The organism is Extensimonas vulgaris (genome assembly GCF_003337425.1).
GTDB classification, from domain to species: Bacteria; Pseudomonadota; Gammaproteobacteria; order Burkholderiales; family Burkholderiaceae_C; genus Extensimonas; species Extensimonas vulgaris.
On the sequence record NZ_QPJU01000003.1, the window covers coordinates 327338 to 342914 of the forward strand.

General features: G+C 65.8%; 16 protein-coding genes. 14 read left to right on the top strand and 2 right to left on the bottom strand.

Annotation, left to right across the window (positions count from 1 at the left end; translation table 11 throughout):
• Positions 1–11 precede the first annotated feature (11 nt).
• The 11 genes from lpxD (at position 12) to kdoO (ending at position 11848) form a co-directional block, all read left to right on the top strand.
• Positions 12–1007, top strand: a complete 996-nt coding sequence (lpxD, locus tag DFR45_RS07110; protein WP_114482996.1) for a UDP-3-O-(3-hydroxymyristoyl)glucosamine N-acyltransferase — start codon at positions 12–14, stop codon at positions 1005–1007.
• Complete coding sequence (gene fabZ / locus DFR45_RS07115; protein WP_114482997.1) at positions 1004–1447, top strand: 3-hydroxyacyl-ACP dehydratase FabZ; 444 nt, start codon at positions 1004–1006, stop codon at positions 1445–1447. Before lpxD ends, fabZ begins: the two co-directional genes overlap by 4 nt.
• Positions 1448–1467: 20 nt before the next feature.
• The gene (lpxA, locus tag DFR45_RS07120) at positions 1468–2283 is read left to right on the top strand and encodes an acyl-ACP--UDP-N-acetylglucosamine O-acyltransferase (protein WP_114482998.1); all 816 of its coding nucleotides are present in this window, start codon (positions 1468–1470) and stop codon (positions 2281–2283) included.
• A gap of 180 nt (positions 2284–2463) precedes the next feature.
• Positions 2464–3618 carry a lipid-A-disaccharide synthase gene (gene lpxB, locus DFR45_RS07125; RefSeq protein WP_114482999.1) on the top strand — a complete coding sequence of 385 codons (1155 nt, stop codon included), beginning with the start codon at positions 2464–2466 and terminating at the stop codon, positions 3616–3618.
• On the top strand, positions 3590–4231 hold the full coding sequence (rnhB, locus tag DFR45_RS07130; RefSeq protein ID WP_114483000.1) for a ribonuclease HII: 642 nt from the start codon (positions 3590–3592) through the stop codon (positions 4229–4231). Before lpxB ends, rnhB begins: the two co-directional genes overlap by 29 nt.
• Entirely contained in the window at positions 4228–5100 is an 873-nt protein-coding gene (locus DFR45_RS07135) for a TrmH family RNA methyltransferase (RefSeq protein WP_114483001.1), read from the top strand. The genes rnhB and DFR45_RS07135 overlap by 4 nt, the downstream gene beginning before the upstream one ends.
• 183 nt (positions 5101–5283) lie before the next feature.
• On the top strand, positions 5284–6468 hold the full coding sequence (gene carA / locus DFR45_RS07140; RefSeq protein WP_114483002.1) for a glutamine-hydrolyzing carbamoyl-phosphate synthase small subunit: 1185 nt from the start codon (positions 5284–5286) through the stop codon (positions 6466–6468).
• Positions 6461–9781, top strand: coding sequence for a carbamoyl-phosphate synthase large subunit (gene carB / locus DFR45_RS07145; RefSeq protein ID WP_114483003.1), 3321 nt, complete (start codon positions 6461–6463; stop codon positions 9779–9781). The genes carA and carB overlap by 8 nt, the downstream gene beginning before the upstream one ends.
• Before the next feature lie 100 nt (positions 9782–9881).
• The gene (gene greA / locus DFR45_RS07150; protein WP_114483004.1) at positions 9882–10358 is read left to right on the top strand and encodes a transcription elongation factor GreA; all 477 of its coding nucleotides are present in this window, start codon (positions 9882–9884) and stop codon (positions 10356–10358) included.
• Positions 10359–10363: 5 nt separating this feature from the next.
• On the top strand, positions 10364–10783 hold the full coding sequence (locus DFR45_RS07155) for a DUF4149 domain-containing protein (protein WP_114483005.1): 420 nt from the start codon (positions 10364–10366) through the stop codon (positions 10781–10783).
• A 171-nt stretch (positions 10784–10954) separates the two neighbouring features.
• Positions 10955–11848, top strand: coding sequence for a Kdo hydroxylase KdoO (gene kdoO / locus DFR45_RS07160; protein WP_114483006.1), 894 nt, complete (start codon positions 10955–10957; stop codon positions 11846–11848).
• Between the two features lie 92 nt (positions 11849–11940).
• Here kdoO and DFR45_RS07165 read toward each other — a convergent pair whose 3' ends face one another.
• Both DFR45_RS07165 and yhbY read right to left on the bottom strand, forming a co-directional pair.
• Complete coding sequence (locus DFR45_RS07165) at positions 11941–12663, bottom strand: glycosyltransferase (protein ID WP_114483039.1); 723 nt, start codon at positions 12661–12663, stop codon at positions 11941–11943.
• 33 nt (positions 12664–12696) lie between these two features.
• Positions 12697–13170, bottom strand: coding sequence for a ribosome assembly RNA-binding protein YhbY (gene yhbY, locus DFR45_RS07170; protein WP_114483007.1), 474 nt, complete (start codon positions 13168–13170; stop codon positions 12697–12699).
• A 45-nt stretch (positions 13171–13215) separates the two neighbouring features.
• Here yhbY and DFR45_RS07175 point away from each other — a divergent pair, with 45 nt between their 5' ends.
• The 3 genes from DFR45_RS07175 to DFR45_RS07185 form a co-directional block, all read left to right on the top strand.
• Positions 13216–13872 carry an RlmE family RNA methyltransferase gene (locus DFR45_RS07175; protein WP_114483008.1) on the top strand — a complete coding sequence of 219 codons (657 nt, stop codon included), beginning with the start codon at positions 13216–13218 and terminating at the stop codon, positions 13870–13872.
• Between the two features lie 56 nt (positions 13873–13928).
• Entirely contained in the window at positions 13929–14351 is a 423-nt protein-coding gene (locus DFR45_RS07180; RefSeq protein WP_114483009.1) for a MerR family transcriptional regulator, read from the top strand.
• Between the two features lie 273 nt (positions 14352–14624).
• On the top strand, positions 14625–15577 hold a 953-nt coding region (locus DFR45_RS07185; RefSeq protein WP_147269957.1), incomplete at its 3' end, for a methyl-accepting chemotaxis protein.

The window sequence follows — 15577 nt, forward strand, 5'->3', positions numbered from 1 at the left end:
ACGGGTGGCGCGTGAGTCTGCGTCTCGGGGAGATCGTGGATGCGCTCGGCGGCGTGCTGGAGGGCGGGGAGCGCGAATCGGTCATCACCGGCATTGCGCCGCTCGATGACGCGGGCCCGAGCGACATCAGCTTCCTGAGCCAGCCGCGCCTGCAGCCGCAGCTGGCCGCTTCGCGTGCGGGCTGTGTCATCGTGGCGCCCGCTTTGCGCACGCAGGCGCTTGCGCGCGGCGCGTGCATCGTCACGCCAGACCCTTACGTTTATTTTGCGCGCCTCACGCAGCTCTGGCGGCGGCACCATGAGCCGGCCGTGCCGCCGGGTATTCACCCGAGCGCCGTGGTCGCGCCTTCGGCCGAGGTGCATCCCACGGCCACGGTAGGCCCCTTGTGCGTGGTCGAGCGCGGTGCGCGCATAGGTGCGCATACGGTGCTGACTTCCCGTGTCACGGTGGGTGCGCGCTGCGTGATCGGCGCGCGCTGTTTGTTGCACCCGGGCGTGGTCATAGGCGCTGACGGCTTCGGCTTTGCCCAGGAGGGCAGCGCGTGGGTCAAGATCGAGCAGCTCGGCGCGGTGCGCATCGGCGACGACGTCGAGATCGGCGCCAACACCTGCATAGACCGCGGGGCGCTGCGCGACACCGTGATCGAAGACGGCGTCAAGCTCGACAACCTGATCCAGATCGGCCACAACGTGCACATCGGCCGCCACGTCGCGATGGCGGGCTGCTCTGCCGTCGCGGGCAGTGCGACCATAGGTGCGCACTGCACCATTGGCGGTGCTGCCAACGTGCTCGGGCATCTGAGTCTGGCCGAGAACGTGCACATTTCTGCGGTGAGCCTGGTCACGCATTCTTTGCACAAGCCGGGGCAATACACCGGCATCTTCCCCATAGACGACAATGCGCGCTGGGAAAAGAACGCCGCTGCGCTCAAGCAGCTCTACAAGCTGCGCGAGCGCGTCAAAGCGCTGGAGCGCGCATTGCAAGAATCCAAAGACGACCCCCGATGATGGACATTCACCAAATCCTCCAACTATTGCCCCATCGCTACCCGTTTTTGCTCGTCGATCGTGTGCTCGACATCGACCTGCAGGCCAAGACGCTGCGGGCCATCAAGAACGTGACCATCAACGAGCCGTTTTTCGCCGGGCACTTCCCCAAGCGCCCGGTCATGCCCGGCGTGCTCATGCTGGAGGCCATGGCGCAGACCTGTGCGCTGTTGTCGTTCGAGACCGAGGGCATCCGTCTGGGCGATGGCCAGGTGTTTTACTTCGTGGGCATCGATGGTGCACGCTTCAAGCGCCCCGTGGGGCCGGGGGATCAGTTGGTGCTGCACTCGGCCCTGGAGCGCACGCGCGCCGGCATCTATCGCTTCAACTGCAAGTCCGTGGTAGACGAGGAAGTGGCTTGCGAGGCCGCCATCATGTGCACCATTCGCAAGGTCGAGTGACACACCGGCAGCTTTGTGCGATGACCGTCCCAGGAACGCTGATCCACCCCACTGCGCTGATCGACCCCGCCGCCGAGCTCGATGCTTCGGTGCAGGTCGGGCCGTATGCCGTCATCGGCGCGCAGGTGCGCATAGGCGCGGGTACCCGTGTGGGCGCGCACTGCGTGATCGAAGGGCGCACGCGCATCGGGCGCGACAACCGCATCTTCCAGTTCGTCTCGCTCGGCGCCGTGCCGCAAGACAAAAAATACGCGGGCGAGCCGACCGAGCTCGTCATCGGCGACCGCAACACCATCCGCGAGTTCTGCACCTTCAACCTCGGCACGGCGCAGGATCGCGGCGTGACCACCGTGGGTGACGACAACTGGATCATGGCCTACGTGCACATCGCGCACGACTGCGTGGTCGGCAACCAGACCATCCTCGCGAACAACGCCACGCTCGCGGGCCATGTGCACATCGGCGAGCAGGCCATCGTCGGCGGGCTCACGGGCGTGCACCAGTTCGTGCACATCGGCGCGCACGCCATGGTGGGCTTTGGCAGCCATGTCTCGCAGGACGTGCCGCCGTTCATGCTCGTCGATGGCAACCCGCTCGCGGTGCACGGGTTCAACATCGAGGGCTTGCGCCGACGCGGTTTTTCTGCGCCGCGCCTTGCGGCCATCAAGCAGATGCACCGCCTGCTGTACCGGCAGGGGCTCACGCTCGAAGCCGCGCGCGCCGCAATGGCCGAGCTGCCCGCGCAATTCCCCGAAGCGGCCGAGGATGTGGCCTGCATGCTGGCCTTCCTTGACGCCTCGCGCCGCGGCATCGTGCGCCGCGCCCAGAGAGCCTGAGAGTCTTGCGTCCATGGCCGCCTTGCACACCCAAACACCCCCGTTCGTCGTTGCAAATCCTCGCCATAGCCCGCGCTATGGCTGCGCTTTGCGCCGCGATCGGTGGCGTTTGGATGCGCCTTTCGGCCGCGGCCGAAAAACGCTCAGCCTCTGAGTTGACGATCTTTTCATGGGGTACGCATGACCGCGCCACGGGTGGCCATGGTGGCCGGAGAGGCTTCGGGCGATCTGCTCGCGAGCCTGCTGCTGCAGGGGCTGCAGGCACGCTGGCCCGCGGTGGCGGCGCACGGCATAGGCGGGCCACGCATGCGCGAGCGCGGCTTTGACGCCTGGTGGCCCAGCGACCGGCTGGCCGTGCACGGCTACAGCTTCGAGGTGCTGCGCCGGCTCGCGGGCCTCGTGGCGATCCGCCGCGCGCTGCGCTCGCGCCTGCTGCGTGAGCGCCCCGACGTGTTCATCGGCGTCGATGCGCCCGACTTCAACCTGGGGCTCGAGGCCGATTTGCGCGCCGCAGGCGTCAAGACGGTGCATTTCGTGTGCCCTTCGATCTGGGCCTGGCGGCCCGAGCGCGTGGAAAAAATCCGCCGCAGCGCTGAGCACGTGCTGTGCCTGTTTCCGTTCGAGCCCGCGCTGCTCGCGCAGCATGGCATCGCCGCGACCTACGTGGGCCATCCGCTCGCGAACGTGATCCCGCGCGTGCCCGACCAGGCAGCGGCGCGCCGCGCGCTCGGCTTATCCCAGGATGCGCCCGTGCTGGCGCTGTTGCCGGGCAGCCGCAGGGCCGAGGTGCACTACCTCGCTCCAGCCTTCTTTGACGCTGCAGCGCTGATCCATCAAGCGCAGCATGCTATCAAAATGATTGTTCCGGCGCTGCCTGCATTGCGCGCGCGCATCGTGCAGCAGCTCGAGGCGCGCGGCCTGGGCGCCGTGGTGCAGGTGGTCGAGGGGCGCTCGCACGAGGTGCTCGCGGCCTGCGACGTGACGCTGATCGCGAGTGGCACGGCCACGCTGGAGGCGGCGCTGTTCAAGCGCCCCATGGTGATCGCCTACCGCATGCACCCGCTGAGCTGGCGCCTCATGCGGCGCAAACAGCTGCAGCCCTGGGTGGGCCTGCCCAACATCCTGTGCCGCGACTTCGTCGTGCCCGAACTGCTGCAGGACGCCGCCACGCCGCAGGCGCTCGCCGCGGCGACGCTGCAGTGGTTCGACGCGCGCACGCAGGCGCCGGACACCATCCACGCGCTCGTGCAGCGCTTCGACGCCCTGCACCAGAGCCTGCAACGCAACACCCCGCAACTCGCCGCCGATGCGATCGAAAAAATCCTTGTCCGCTGAGCAGGCCGCGCTGTTCGACCGATTGCACCTTCCGCACGGCGCGGCGCTGGTCGCGGGCGTTGATGAGGCCGGACGCGGCCCGCTCGCCGGCCCCGTGGTCGCGGCTGCCGTGATCCTCGACGAGCTGCGCCCCATCGCGGGCCTGGCCGACTCCAAAAAACTCAGCTCCAAGCGGCGCCTGGCACTCTACGACGAGATCCGCGCCAAGGCGCTGTGCTGCAGCATCGCCGAGGCCAGCGTCGAAGAGATCGACCGCCTCAACATCCTGCAGGCCACGCTGCTCGCCATGGCGCGCGCGGTGCAGGGCCTGCGGCTCAAGCCGCGGCTCACGCTCGTCGATGGCAACCGCCTGCCCGTGCTCGACATGCCCGCGCAGGCCATCGTCGCGGGCGATGCGCTGGTGCCGGCGATTTCGGCCGCGTCGATTCTGGCCAAGGTGCAGCGCGACCAGTGGTGCGCGCAGATTGACAAGGATTACCCGCAATACGGTTTTGCTGCACACAAGGGCTATGGCACCGCCGCGCACCTCGCGGCCCTGCGCGCGCATGGGCCTTGCGAGCACCACCGACGCAGCTTTGCGCCCGTCGCGCAGCTGCTGGAGCGCGCGCCATGAGCACGGAAAAACGGCCGCGGCCGCCGGGCGATCTGCCTGCACCCAAGGCCGCGCCAAGGTCTGCCGGCAAAGACGCCGCCATTACGCACATCCATTCGCGCGACAACGCCTTCGTGAAGGCGCTGCGTCGCCTCGCGCAGGACAGCACGGCTTACCGCAGCCAGGGCCAGGTCTGGGTCGAGGGCGACCATCTGTGCCGTGCGGCGCTGGCGCGCGGCTGGCGCCCGGCGGTGGCCGTTTTTTCAGAGTCTTTTTGGCCTTTGGCGCCCGTGGAATGGGCGCAAGCAGCTCATAAAGTAGTAGTGCTTTCGGACGCGCTTTTCGCGGCCGTGAGCGCGCTCGAATCGCCTGCGCGCATGGGCTATGTGCTCGATCTTCCGCCCGCCGCGGACTTGCAGGCCGGCGTCGCCACCGTGGTGCTCGACCGCGTGCAGGACGCGGGCAACGTGGGCTCGATCTTGCGCAGCGCCGCGGCCTTTGGCTTTGGCCAGGTGCTTGCGCTCAAGGGCAGCGCCGCGCTGTGGTCGCCCAAGGTGCTGCGCGCCGGCATGGGCGCGCACTTTGCCCTGCGCCTGGTCGAAGGGCTGGCGCAGGACGACGTGCAGGCGCTGGCGCTGCCGTTGCTTGTCACGAGCTCGCACGCGGGCGATTTTCTGCATGAGGCCAAGCTGCCATGGCCCTGCGCCTGGGTGCTCGGACACGAAGGGCAGGGCGTCAGCCCCGCGCTCGAAGCGCGCGCCGCGCAGCGCATCCGCATCGCACAGCCGGGCGGGGAAGAGTCGCTCAACGTCGCTGCGGCCGCGGCGATCTGCCTGCATGCGAGTGCGGTGCAAGGGCACGCCATGCCCTTGCTGCACCGCAGCAAATAGCCCTGGCCCGCCGCAGGGCGCGGATATAATGGGCGGCTTTTCTCGCATAAGCGCCGTCCCAGCATCCAAAGCTACTACTTTTTTGAGAGCAGTCACGCGCAGCCAGGCTATGCACGTCGGTGCCCTGCCTTGCCCGGCGCAGCCTGCGGGCCTGGGCGGCCGCCATTCGTTTCGGAGTCCCCAGTGCTTTCGTCTCTCAAGGCAAGCTTCCCGCCCGCCATCCTGGCGCTCGCAGACGGCACGGTCTTTGCAGGTCACTCGATAGGTGCCACGGGCACCACGGTCGGCGAGGTGGTGTTCAACACCGCCATGACCGGCTACCAGGAAATCCTCACCGACCCGAGCTACTGCCAGCAGATCGTGACGCTCACGTACCCGCACATCGGCAACTACGGCGTCAACCCCGAGGACGTCGAGGCCGACAAAGTCCACGCCGCGGGCCTGATCATCAAAGACCTGCCGCTGCTTGCGAGCAACTTCCGCTGCACGCAGACCCTCTCGGACTACCTCGTGCAAGAACGCACCGTGGCCATTGCGGGGCTGGACACGCGCCGCCTCACACGCCTGCTGCGCACCGGCGGCGCGCAAAACGGCGCCATCGTCGCGCTGGCGCCGGGCCAGCCGGTCACGCAGGCCGCGCTCGACCAAGCCGCTGCGCAGGCCATCGCCCTTGCGCAGGGTGCGCCGCGCATGGTGGGGCTGGATTTGGCCAAGGTGGTCAGCACACGCACGCCCTACGCCTGGACGCAGACCGAGTGGCAGCTCGGCACCGGGTATGGAGAGCAGACCGCGCCGCGCTTTCGCGTCGTGGCCTACGACTTCGGCGTGAAGAAGAACATCCTGCGCATGCTCGCCGCGCGCGGCTGCAAGCTCACCGTGGTGCCCGCGCAGACGCCCGCGGCCGAGGTGCTGGCGCTGCGCCCCGACGGCGTCTTTCTGTCCAACGGCCCGGGTGACCCCGAGCCCTGCGACTACGCCATCGCCGCCGCGCGCACGCTGATCGATGCGGGCATCCCCACCTTCGGCATTTGCCTGGGGCACCAGATCATGGCGCTGGCCAGCGGCGCCAAGACCTTCAAGATGAAGTTCGGCCACCACGGCGCCAACCACCCCGTGAAAGACCTGGACACGGGCCGCGTCTCGATCACGAGCCAGAACCACGGCTTTGCCGTCGATGAAGCCTCGCTGCCCGCGAATCTGCGCGCCACGCACGTGAGCCTGTTCGACGGCACGCTGCAAGGGCTCGCGCGCACCGACAAGCCCGCGTTCTGCTTTCAGGGCCACCCCGAGGCCTCGCCCGGCCCGCACGACATTGCCTATCTGTTCGACCGCTTCACGGCGCTGATGGAGAACCCCCAAAATGCCTAAGCGCAGCGACATCCAGACCGTCCTCATCATCGGCGCCGGCCCCATCGTCATCGGGCAGGCGTGCGAGTTCGATTACTCGGGCGTACAGGCCTGCAAGGCGCTGCGCGAAGAGGGCTACAAGGTCATCCTGATCAACAGCAACCCCGCGACGATCATGACCGACCCGGCCACGGCCGACGTCACCTACATCGAGCCCATCACCTGGCAGACCGTCGAGAAAATCATCGCCAAGGAGCGCCCGCAGCACCCCGGCGGCTTTGCCATCCTGCCCACCATGGGCGGGCAGACCGCGCTCAACTGCGCGCTCGACCTGTGGCGCAACGGCGTGCTTGCCAAGTACCAGGTGGAGCTGATCGGCGCCACGCCCGAGGCCATAGACAAGGCCGAAGACCGCCTCAAGTTCAAGGAGGCCATGACGCGCATCGGCCTGGGCTCGGCCAAAAGCGGCATTGCGCACAGCATGGCCGAAGCCTGGGAGGTGCAAAAGCACGTGGGCTTTCCGACGGTGATCCGCCCGAGCTTCACGCTCGGCGGCACGGGCGGCGGCATCGCCTACAACCCCGAGGAGTTCGAGACCATCTGCAAGCGCGGCCTCGAAGCCTCGCCCACCAGCGAGCTGCTGATCGAAGAGTCGCTCGTGGGCTGGAAAGAGTACGAGATGGAGGTGGTGCGCGACAAGGCCGACAACTGCATCATCGTGTGCTCGATCGAAAACCTCGACCCCATGGGCGTGCACACGGGCGACTCGATCACCGTCGCGCCCGCGCAGACGCTGACCGACAAGGAATACCAGATTCTGCGCGACGCGAGCCTGGCCGTGCTGCGCGAGATCGGTGTCGATACCGGCGGCTCGAACGTGCAGTTCGCCGTCAACCCCAAAGACGGGCGCATGATCGTCATCGAGATGAACCCGCGCGTGTCGCGCTCGTCGGCGCTCGCGTCCAAGGCCACGGGCTTTCCGATCGCCAAGGTCGCGGCCAAGCTCGCCGTGGGCTACACGCTCGACGAGCTGCGCAACGAAATCACCGGCGGCGCCACGCCCGCGAGCTTCGAGCCCACGATCGACTACGTGGTCACCAAGATTCCGCGCTTTGCGTTCGAAAAATTCCCCACCGCCGACAACCGCCTGACCACGCAGATGAAGAGCGTGGGCGAGGTCATGGCCATCGGGCGCACGTTCCAGGAGTCGTTCCAGAAGGCGCTGCGCGGGCTCGAAGTCGGCGTCGATGGCATGAACGAAAAAACGCAAGACCGCGAAGTGCTCGAAAAAGAGCTCGGCGAGCCCGGCCCCGAGCGCATCTGGTACGTGGGCGACGCCTTTGCTGCGGGCTGGTCGCTGGACGAGGTGCACCAGCTCACGAAAATCGACAAGTGGTTTCTGGTGCAGATCGAGGAGATCGTCAAGATCGAACTCGACCTCGACCAGCACACCGCCACGCACGGCGCCGCCGCGCTCGAAGCGCTCTCGAAACAAGAGCTGCTGCTGCTCAAGAAAAAAGGCTTTTCCGACCGGCGCCTGGCCAAGCTGCTGAAAACCAGCGAGCAAGCCGTGCGTGCGCACCGCCGCGCGCTGGGCGTGCGTCCGGTATTCAAGCGCGTGGACACCTGCGCCGCCGAATTTGCCACCAACACCGCCTACATGTATTCGACCTACGAGGACGAATGCGAGGCCGAGCCGAGCACGCGCCAAAAAATCATGGTGCTGGGCGGCGGGCCCAACCGCATCGGCCAGGGCATAGAGTTCGACTACTGCTGCGTGCATGCGGCGCTGGCCATGCGCGAGGATGGTTACGAAACCATCATGGTCAACTGCAACCCCGAAACCGTCTCGACCGACTACGACACCAGCGACCGGCTGTATTTCGAGCCGCTCACGCTCGAAGACGTGCTCGAGATCGTCGACAAGGAAAAGCCCACCGGCGTGATCGTGCAGTACGGCGGGCAGACGCCGCTCAAACTCGCCCTCGGTCTGGAGGCCGAGGGCGTGCCCATCATCGGCACCACGCCCGACATGATCGACGCCGCCGAAGACCGCGAGCGCTTTCAGCAGCTCTTGCACACGCTGGGCCTGCGCCAGCCGCCCAACGCCACCGCGCGCACCGAGGCCGAGGCGCTCGAAAAAGCCCAGGCGCTGGGCTACCCGCTGGTGGTGCGCCCGAGCTACGTGCTGGGTGGTCGCGCGATGGAAATCGTGCACGAGCAGCGCGACCTCGAGCGCTACATGCGCGAGGCCGTCAAGGTCAGCAACGACTCTCCGGTGCTGCTGGATCGCTTTCTGAGCGACGCCATCGAATGCGATGTCGATGCCGTGCGCGACGCCACCGGCCAGGTGCTGATCGGTGGCGTGATGGAACACATCGAGCAGGCCGGCGTGCACAGCGGCGACTCGGCCTGTTCGCTGCCGCCGTACTACCTCAAGCAGTCCACCATCGACGAGCTCAAGCGCCAGACCGCGGCCATGGCCCACGGGCTGAACGTGGTGGGCCTCATGAACGTGCAGTTCGCGATCCAGGAGGTGCCGCAGGAAGGCGGCGGCAAGCAGGACGTGATCTACGTGCTCGAAGTCAACCCGCGCGCGAGCCGCACCGTGCCTTTCGTGAGCAAGGCCACGGGCATACAGCTCGCCAAGGTGGCGGCGCGCTGCATGGCGGGGTGCCCGCTGGCTGCGCAGGGCGTGACGCGCGAAGTGGTGCCGCCGTACTTCAGCGTCAAGGAGGCGGTGTTCCCCTTCGTCAAGTTCCCCGGCGTCGATACCATCCTTGGCCCCGAGATGAAATCCACCGGCGAAGTCATGGGCGTGGGCAAGACCTTTGGCGAGGCCTACATCAAGGCGCAGATGGGCGCGGGCGAGCGCCTGCCGCGCCCGCTCAAGGCCGACGGCACGCCCAGCGGCAAGGTCTTCCTCACGGTGAAGAACGCCGACAAGCCCCAGGCCGTGCAGATCGCACGCGCACTGCACGCCATGGGCTTTGCGCTCGTGGCCACGCGCGGCACGGCGCAGGCGATTACCGCCGCCGGCGTGCCCTGCGAAGTGGTCAACAAGGTCACCGAAGGTCGCCCGCATGTGGTGGACATGCTCAAGAGCGGGCAGATCGCGCTGGTCATCAACACTGTGGAAGAGCGCCGCAACGCCATCGCCGACAGCCGGGCCATACGCACCGGCGCACTGCAGGCGCGCGTGCCCACCATCACCACCATCGCCGGCGCCGAGGCTGCCGTCGAGGGCATGCGCTTCATGGATCGGCTGGGCGTGATCTCGCTGCAGGAGATGCACGCGCAGCTGCTCTCGCCATCGGGGAAAACCGGGGCTTAACGCCACCGCAGCGATTCGGCATAATCGCTCCATCCATTTGCCGCCGGGGCCCGCCTCGGCGGTTTGCTTTTGCACGACACGAAAAAAGACGCAGACCACCATGGCCACCATCCCGATCACCAAGCGCGGCGCCGAAAAGCTCAAGGCTGAGCTGCACCGCCTCAAAACCAAAGACCGCCCCGACGTCATCAGCGCCATTGCCGAGGCGCGCGCGCAGGGCGACCTGAGTGAAAACGCCGAATACGACGCCGCCAAAGACCGCCAGGGCTTCATCGAAGGCCGCATCAAGGAAATCGAAGGCAAGCTCGCCGCCGCGCAAGTGATAGACCCAGCGACGCTGGACGCGGGCGGCAAGGTGGTGTTCGGCGCCACGGTGGAACTCGAAGACGAGGACACGGGCGAGCAGGTCACGTACCAGATCGTCGGTGAGGACGAGGCCGACCTGAAGCTGGGCCTGATCAACATCAGCAGTCCGATCGCACGCGCGCTGATCGGCAAGGAAGAGGGCGACAGCGCCGAGGTGCAGGCGCCCGGCGGCATCCGCCGCTACGAGATCATCGCTGTCAAATACCAGTAAGAGCAATGACGAAGATCCCCGTGTCCTTGCTCGCGGCGGCGCTGTGGTGGGGCAGCCTCACGGCCATCGGCTTCATGGCCGTGCCGCTGCTGTTTGCGCACCTGCCCACGCCGGCCATGGCCGGGAACATGGCGGCGCAGCTGTTTCATGCGCAAAGCTGGGTGTCGGTGGTGTGCGCGATCATCGTACTGCTTTATGTATCAAAAAGGGCCAAAGCGCAGGTGGGACAAGCGCCTACAGCTATTGTATTGATAGTTTTTGGCTTGCTGTGCGCGCTACTGGGCGAATACGCCGTCGCGCCGCGCATCGTCGCGCGCGAGAACCTGCGCCTGTGGCACAGCGTGGGCAGTGTGCTGTACCTGCTGCAATGGCTCTGCGCGGGGGCTGTGCTGTGGCGCGCGGGGCGTAAACCCGAGGCGCCTTGATGGCCCGCTCTCATCGGTCACATCCAGCCACCCAGCGCCCACCTGTCGCCCGCCCCGCATCTCAGTGCCAATTGACCGAGGGCAAAACCCCTGGGCACGCCTGGTCGCACAATGGCCCGCTTGGCCCAGGCAGTGTGCCTGCGCCCTTGCTTTTGAGGAGCTCGCAACACCATGGATTCCCCGATTGTCGAAATGGACGCCACGCAGTGGCAAGGTCTGCAAGCGCGCCCCGAATGGACGGCGGCGCTGGAGGCTGGCAAGGTGCTGTTCTTTCCGCGCCTGGGCTTTGAACTCAGCGCTGAAGAAAAAGCCCTGTTGCGCGAAGACATGCTCAAGCCCGGCAAGCGCAACGTGAGCCTCGGGGCCGATGGGGTGCTGCACAACGCCGCGGGCAGCGCCGCCGAGCAGCAGGCGCTCGCCACGATGATTGGTCGCTTTCGCGCGCAGGCGCTGCAGCTCGTCCATGACCTGCTGCCCGCCTACCGCGGCTTGCTGCGTGTGGCGCCCACGAGCTTTCGGCCCAAGCAGGTCGAAGTGCGCGCGCAGTCGGTGCGTGCCGACGACCAGCGCGTGCATGTCGATGCCTTCCCCTCCCGGCCCACATACGGCGAGCGCATCCTGCGCGTGTTCACCAACGTCAACCCGCACGGCGTGCCACGCGTGTGGCGCGTGGGCGATTCGTTCGAGGCCATTGCGCGCAAGTTTTTGCCCCAGGCCAAACCCTACCGGCTGTGGCAGGCCCGGTTGCTCAACGCCGTGCACGCCACCAAATCGCTGCGCAGCGAATACGACCACCTCATGCTGCAACTGCACGACCTGATGAAGTTCGACGAGGACTACCAGAAGAACGGCACGCTGGTGACCATTCCGTTTCCGCCCGGCAGCGTGTGGGTGTGCTTTTCCGACCAGGCCACGCACGCCGTGATGAGCGGCCAGTTCATGATGGAGCAGACCCTGTATCTGCCGCCGGGCCGCGAAGCCGATCCGCACAGCAGTCCGCTCGCCATCCTCACGCGCCTCATGGGGCGTCCGCTCGCGGGGGTGGGCGCAGGGGTCGCGCGCTAAAAAAGCAAAAAGCCGCGCTGGCGCAGGGTGCACGAGGGCAGCGTGCTATGTTTTGATGAACAACGCGGTTTTTCGTGGGCGGGGCGGTGCGCTCACTCGCGCCAGGCCTCGCGCACCCAGAGCGCGGGCTCGATGTGGGCAAAGCGCTTGTTGCGTTTGCCGGCCAGTGCGTCGGGCGGGTTCACCTCACCGTGGAAGATGACGATGCGCGCGCCTTCGGGGATGAAGGGGGGGCGCCAGTGGTTCGCGGGCCAGCGCGGTATGCAGTGGTACTTGAAGCTCGGGCACCATTCGGCCGGCCAGTACGAGAGCTTGCCCTGGCGGTGCAGAAAGTCCGAGAGGTAGTCCTGCTCGTTGCGAAAGCGCGCCATCACCTCGTCCATGTGCGCGCGAAAATACGCGAGCACGTCGGCATGCGCGCCGAGCTCGAAGCGATAGACCGACGAATTGCCCGTGACGCGCTCGCCAAAACGCCAAAAGCGCGGGTAGTCGCGAATGATGAGGAACTGGCCAGGGTGCGTGAAAAAGTCGTCGAGGCTGCCGACCACGACCACGTCCAGATCCAAAAACAGCGCTGTGCCGCGCAGGCCGTACAAATCGGCTTCGAAGGTGGTGAGTTTTTTCCAGGCGCCGTCGCGCTGGCCCGGCGCCAAGTGCAGATTCAAGGGCGGGATGGGAAAGCACTGCACTTCAGGCCGGATGCCGCGCGTGTCGTCGGTCAGGCAGTTGAACTGAAATTCGCCCGAAAGATGGCGGCGCACCATGCCGTAGAGGCGATTGACGTACTCGGGGCCGTACTTGGTGCCCCATTTCATGCACAGGATGTGGCGCTGCATGGCGGCGATGGGTCAGCCCTGCTGCTTTTTGATCGACGTGGGCTTGCGCTTTTTGGCGCGTTTGATCTTTCCGCCTGGCGTCAGGCGCTGGTTGCCGAGCACGCGCAGGCGCTGCACCTCGGGCTTTTGGCCGCCGCGCTGGCTGAATTTGAGCACCTTGACCTCCCGCGGGCCGGGCATGCGCTTTTCGTTGGGTTGGCGCTCTTTGGGCGGGATGGGGCGCCATAGCACGAGCAATTTGCCGATATGCTGCACGGGTGCGGCATCGAGTTCGTCGGCGAGCTGTTGGTAGATGAGTTCGCGTGCGGCGCGCTCGTCTTGCATGACGCGCACCTTGATCAGCCCGTGGGCCGTCAGCGCAGCATCGACTTCTTTTTTCACGGCGGCGGTGAGGCCCTCGGCCCCGACCATGACCACGGGATCCAGGTGGTGGGCCAGTGCGCGTTGTTCCCGGCGCTCGGCCGGAGTCAATTGAATTTGCGGCATGGGCCGTATTATCGAGCCAGGCACGCAAGCCCCGCACCCCCCAGCATGAAAATCAAAACCAAAAGCAAAAAGGTCAACAAGGCCTGGCTCCAAGACCACGTCAACGACCCTTACGTCAAACGCGCCCAAAAAGAGGGCTACCGCGCACGCGCAGCGTACAAGCTCCAAGAGATCGACGAGCAGTTCGGGCTGATCCGCCCTGGACAGACGGTGGTCGATCTGGGCGCCGCGCCCGGCGCCTGGAGCCAATACCTGCGCCGACGCCTCTGTGGCGGCGCCGCAGGCAAAGCGCAGGACGCCAGCATCATCGCACTCGACATCCTGCCCATGGAGCCGATCGAGGGCGTGACCTTTTTGCAGGGCGATTTTCGCGAGCCTGAGGTGCTGCAGCGACTGGAGCAGGCCCTGGGTGGCAGGCGCGTCGATGTGATCGTCTCCGACATGGCGCCCAACCTCTCGGGCATCGCCGCGGCCGACGCGGCGCGTGTGGCGCACCTGATCGAGCTCGCACTCGAATTTGCCAGCACCCACCTGCAAGCTGAAGGCGCGCTCGTGGCCAAAGTCTTTCACGGCAGCGGCTACGAGGAACTGGTGCAGCGCTTTCGCCAGACCTTCAAAATCGTCAAGCCCATCAAGCCCAAGGCGTCACGCGATCGCTCTGCCGAGACTTTTTTGCTCGGTCGCGGCGTCAAAAATGCGTGAAATTCCGCGCTGCCTGCAGTACGCTAACGCGCCTACGCGCAATCCATCACCAAGCCATGGGCAATTCACTTCCCGCCATCCCTGCCAAGCGCTATTTCTCCATTGGCGAAGTCGCCGAGCTCTGTGGTGTGAAGCCCCATGTGCTGCGCTATTGGGAGCAGGAATTCACCCAACTGCGACCCATGAAGCGGCGCGGCAACCGCCGTTATTACCAGCACCACGAGGTGCTGATGGTTCGCCGCATTCGCGAGCTGCTGTATGAGCAGGGTTTCACCATCCAGGGCGCGCGCAATCGCCTGCAAGAGCTTGCCAATGCCGGCCGTGGCATTGTGGCGGCAGAGGAGCTGGCCTGCGCCGATGCCGATGCCGCTCCTTCGGCCCCGCCCGAGGCAGGCCAGGAACATGCGAAGGTACGCGAGCTTGCCGATTTGCAAGCGGTGCGCACGGAATTGTTTGCCATTCGGGCCTTGCTTTCTTGAGGAGCGTGCGGGCGCTGGAGGACGTCTGACGGTCATTTTGGCCGCCGCTGCGTCGTTCGTGGCAGCACCACGAACTCCTCACCCGCAACCAAACTGCCTCACCAGCCGCCTCGTCATCGGCCCGTGTCTTAATGAACAATCTGGGTTTAAACCATTGGGGCAATCCCTTGGTTTAAGTTTTGTTGACATTTCGACACAATTGGTCTTCCAATAACCCCGCTTGCAAGAGTTTTCTGGCAGGCGTTCATTTCTTTGAGCTCTTCATCGACTGCCATGAACCATTTAAAAATCTCGACCCGGCTGACTTTGTTGGTAGCGGTGCTTTCTGCTGTGGTGCTGCTCATCGGCGGTATGGGGCTGTTTGGAGCCAGCCAGTCCAATGCGGCACTCAAAACGGTCTATGAAGACCGTACCGTGGCCTTGGGGCAGCTCACGGACATGGAGCGACTCTTTCTCAGCAGCCGCCTAGCCCTGGTCGCCGCGCAAGTCGACCTCTCGCCAGAGATCATTCGCAAGAACACGGAGCTCGTGGATGCCAACATTGCGGCGAATGACAAGCTTTGGGCGGCTTTTATGGCAACACGGCTTACGCCCGAAGAAGCGCAGCTGGCCAAGAAGCTGGCCGATGACCGTGCGAGGCTGGTGAATGAAGGGTTCAAGCCCGCCGTGGCAGCGCTGCGGGCCAGCAGCTTTGGCGACGCCAATCAAATTTTGGTGCAGAAAGTGACGCCGCTCTATGACCAAGTGGCCGCAGATGTCAAGGCGTTGGGGCAATTGCAGCTCAGAGAAGCCAAGCGCGAATACGATGCGGGGGTGGCGCGTCACGAGGTTTTGCGTGCAGTCACTGTGGCACTGACCATCGTGGGACTGGGTTTGGCGATCGTGGTCGGAATGACGCTGGTGCGCGGCATCACGCGCGCGCTCTCCCAAGCCATGAACGCTGCCAATGCCGTGGCGCAAGGCGACCTGACCTATGCCATCCGCATCCAAGGCAAAGACGAGGTGAGTCAGCTTTTGCGCACGCTGGCGGGTATGCAGGAGTCTTTGCGCAAGGTGGTCGCCCATGTGCGCCAAAACGCCGAGAACGTCGCGGCGGCGAGCGCACAGATTGCCTCGGGCAACAGCGACCTGTCGGCGCGCACCGAAAGCCAGGCCAGCGCGCTCGAAGAAACCGCCGCTTCGATGGAAGAGGTGGGCGCCACGGTGCGCCAGAACGCCGACAACGC

What these genes read in the sequence shown, in the direction of transcription:
- fabZ (WP_114482997.1), top strand. Translation starts at nt 1,004, where the DNA reads ATGATGGACATTCACCAAATCCTCCAACTATTGCCCCATCGCTACCCG.
- lpxA (WP_114482998.1), top strand. Translation starts at nt 1,468, where the DNA reads ATGACCGTCCCAGGAACGCTGATCCACCCCACTGCGCTGATCGACCCC.
- lpxB (WP_114482999.1), top strand. Translation starts at nt 2,464, where the DNA reads ATGACCGCGCCACGGGTGGCCATGGTGGCCGGAGAGGCTTCGGGCGAT.
- rnhB (WP_114483000.1), top strand. Translation starts at nt 3,590, where the DNA reads ATGCGATCGAAAAAATCCTTGTCCGCTGAGCAGGCCGCGCTGTTCGAC.
- DFR45_RS07135 (WP_114483001.1), top strand. Translation starts at nt 4,228, where the DNA reads ATGAGCACGGAAAAACGGCCGCGGCCGCCGGGCGATCTGCCTGCACCC.
- carB (WP_114483003.1), top strand. Translation starts at nt 6,461, where the DNA reads ATGCCTAAGCGCAGCGACATCCAGACCGTCCTCATCATCGGCGCCGGC.
- greA (WP_114483004.1), top strand. Translation starts at nt 9,882, where the DNA reads ATGGCCACCATCCCGATCACCAAGCGCGGCGCCGAAAAGCTCAAGGCT.
- DFR45_RS07155 (WP_114483005.1), top strand. Translation starts at nt 10,364, where the DNA reads ATGACGAAGATCCCCGTGTCCTTGCTCGCGGCGGCGCTGTGGTGGGGC.
- kdoO (WP_114483006.1), top strand. Translation starts at nt 10,955, where the DNA reads ATGGATTCCCCGATTGTCGAAATGGACGCCACGCAGTGGCAAGGTCTG.
- DFR45_RS07165 (WP_114483039.1), bottom strand. Translation starts at nt 12,663, where the DNA reads ATGAAATGGGGCACCAAGTACGGCCCCGAGTACGTCAATCGCCTCTAC.
- yhbY (WP_114483007.1), bottom strand. Translation starts at nt 13,170, where the DNA reads ATGCCGCAAATTCAATTGACTCCGGCCGAGCGCCGGGAACAACGCGCA.
- DFR45_RS07175 (WP_114483008.1), top strand. Translation starts at nt 13,216, where the DNA reads ATGAAAATCAAAACCAAAAGCAAAAAGGTCAACAAGGCCTGGCTCCAA.
- DFR45_RS07180 (WP_114483009.1), top strand. Translation starts at nt 13,929, where the DNA reads ATGGGCAATTCACTTCCCGCCATCCCTGCCAAGCGCTATTTCTCCATT.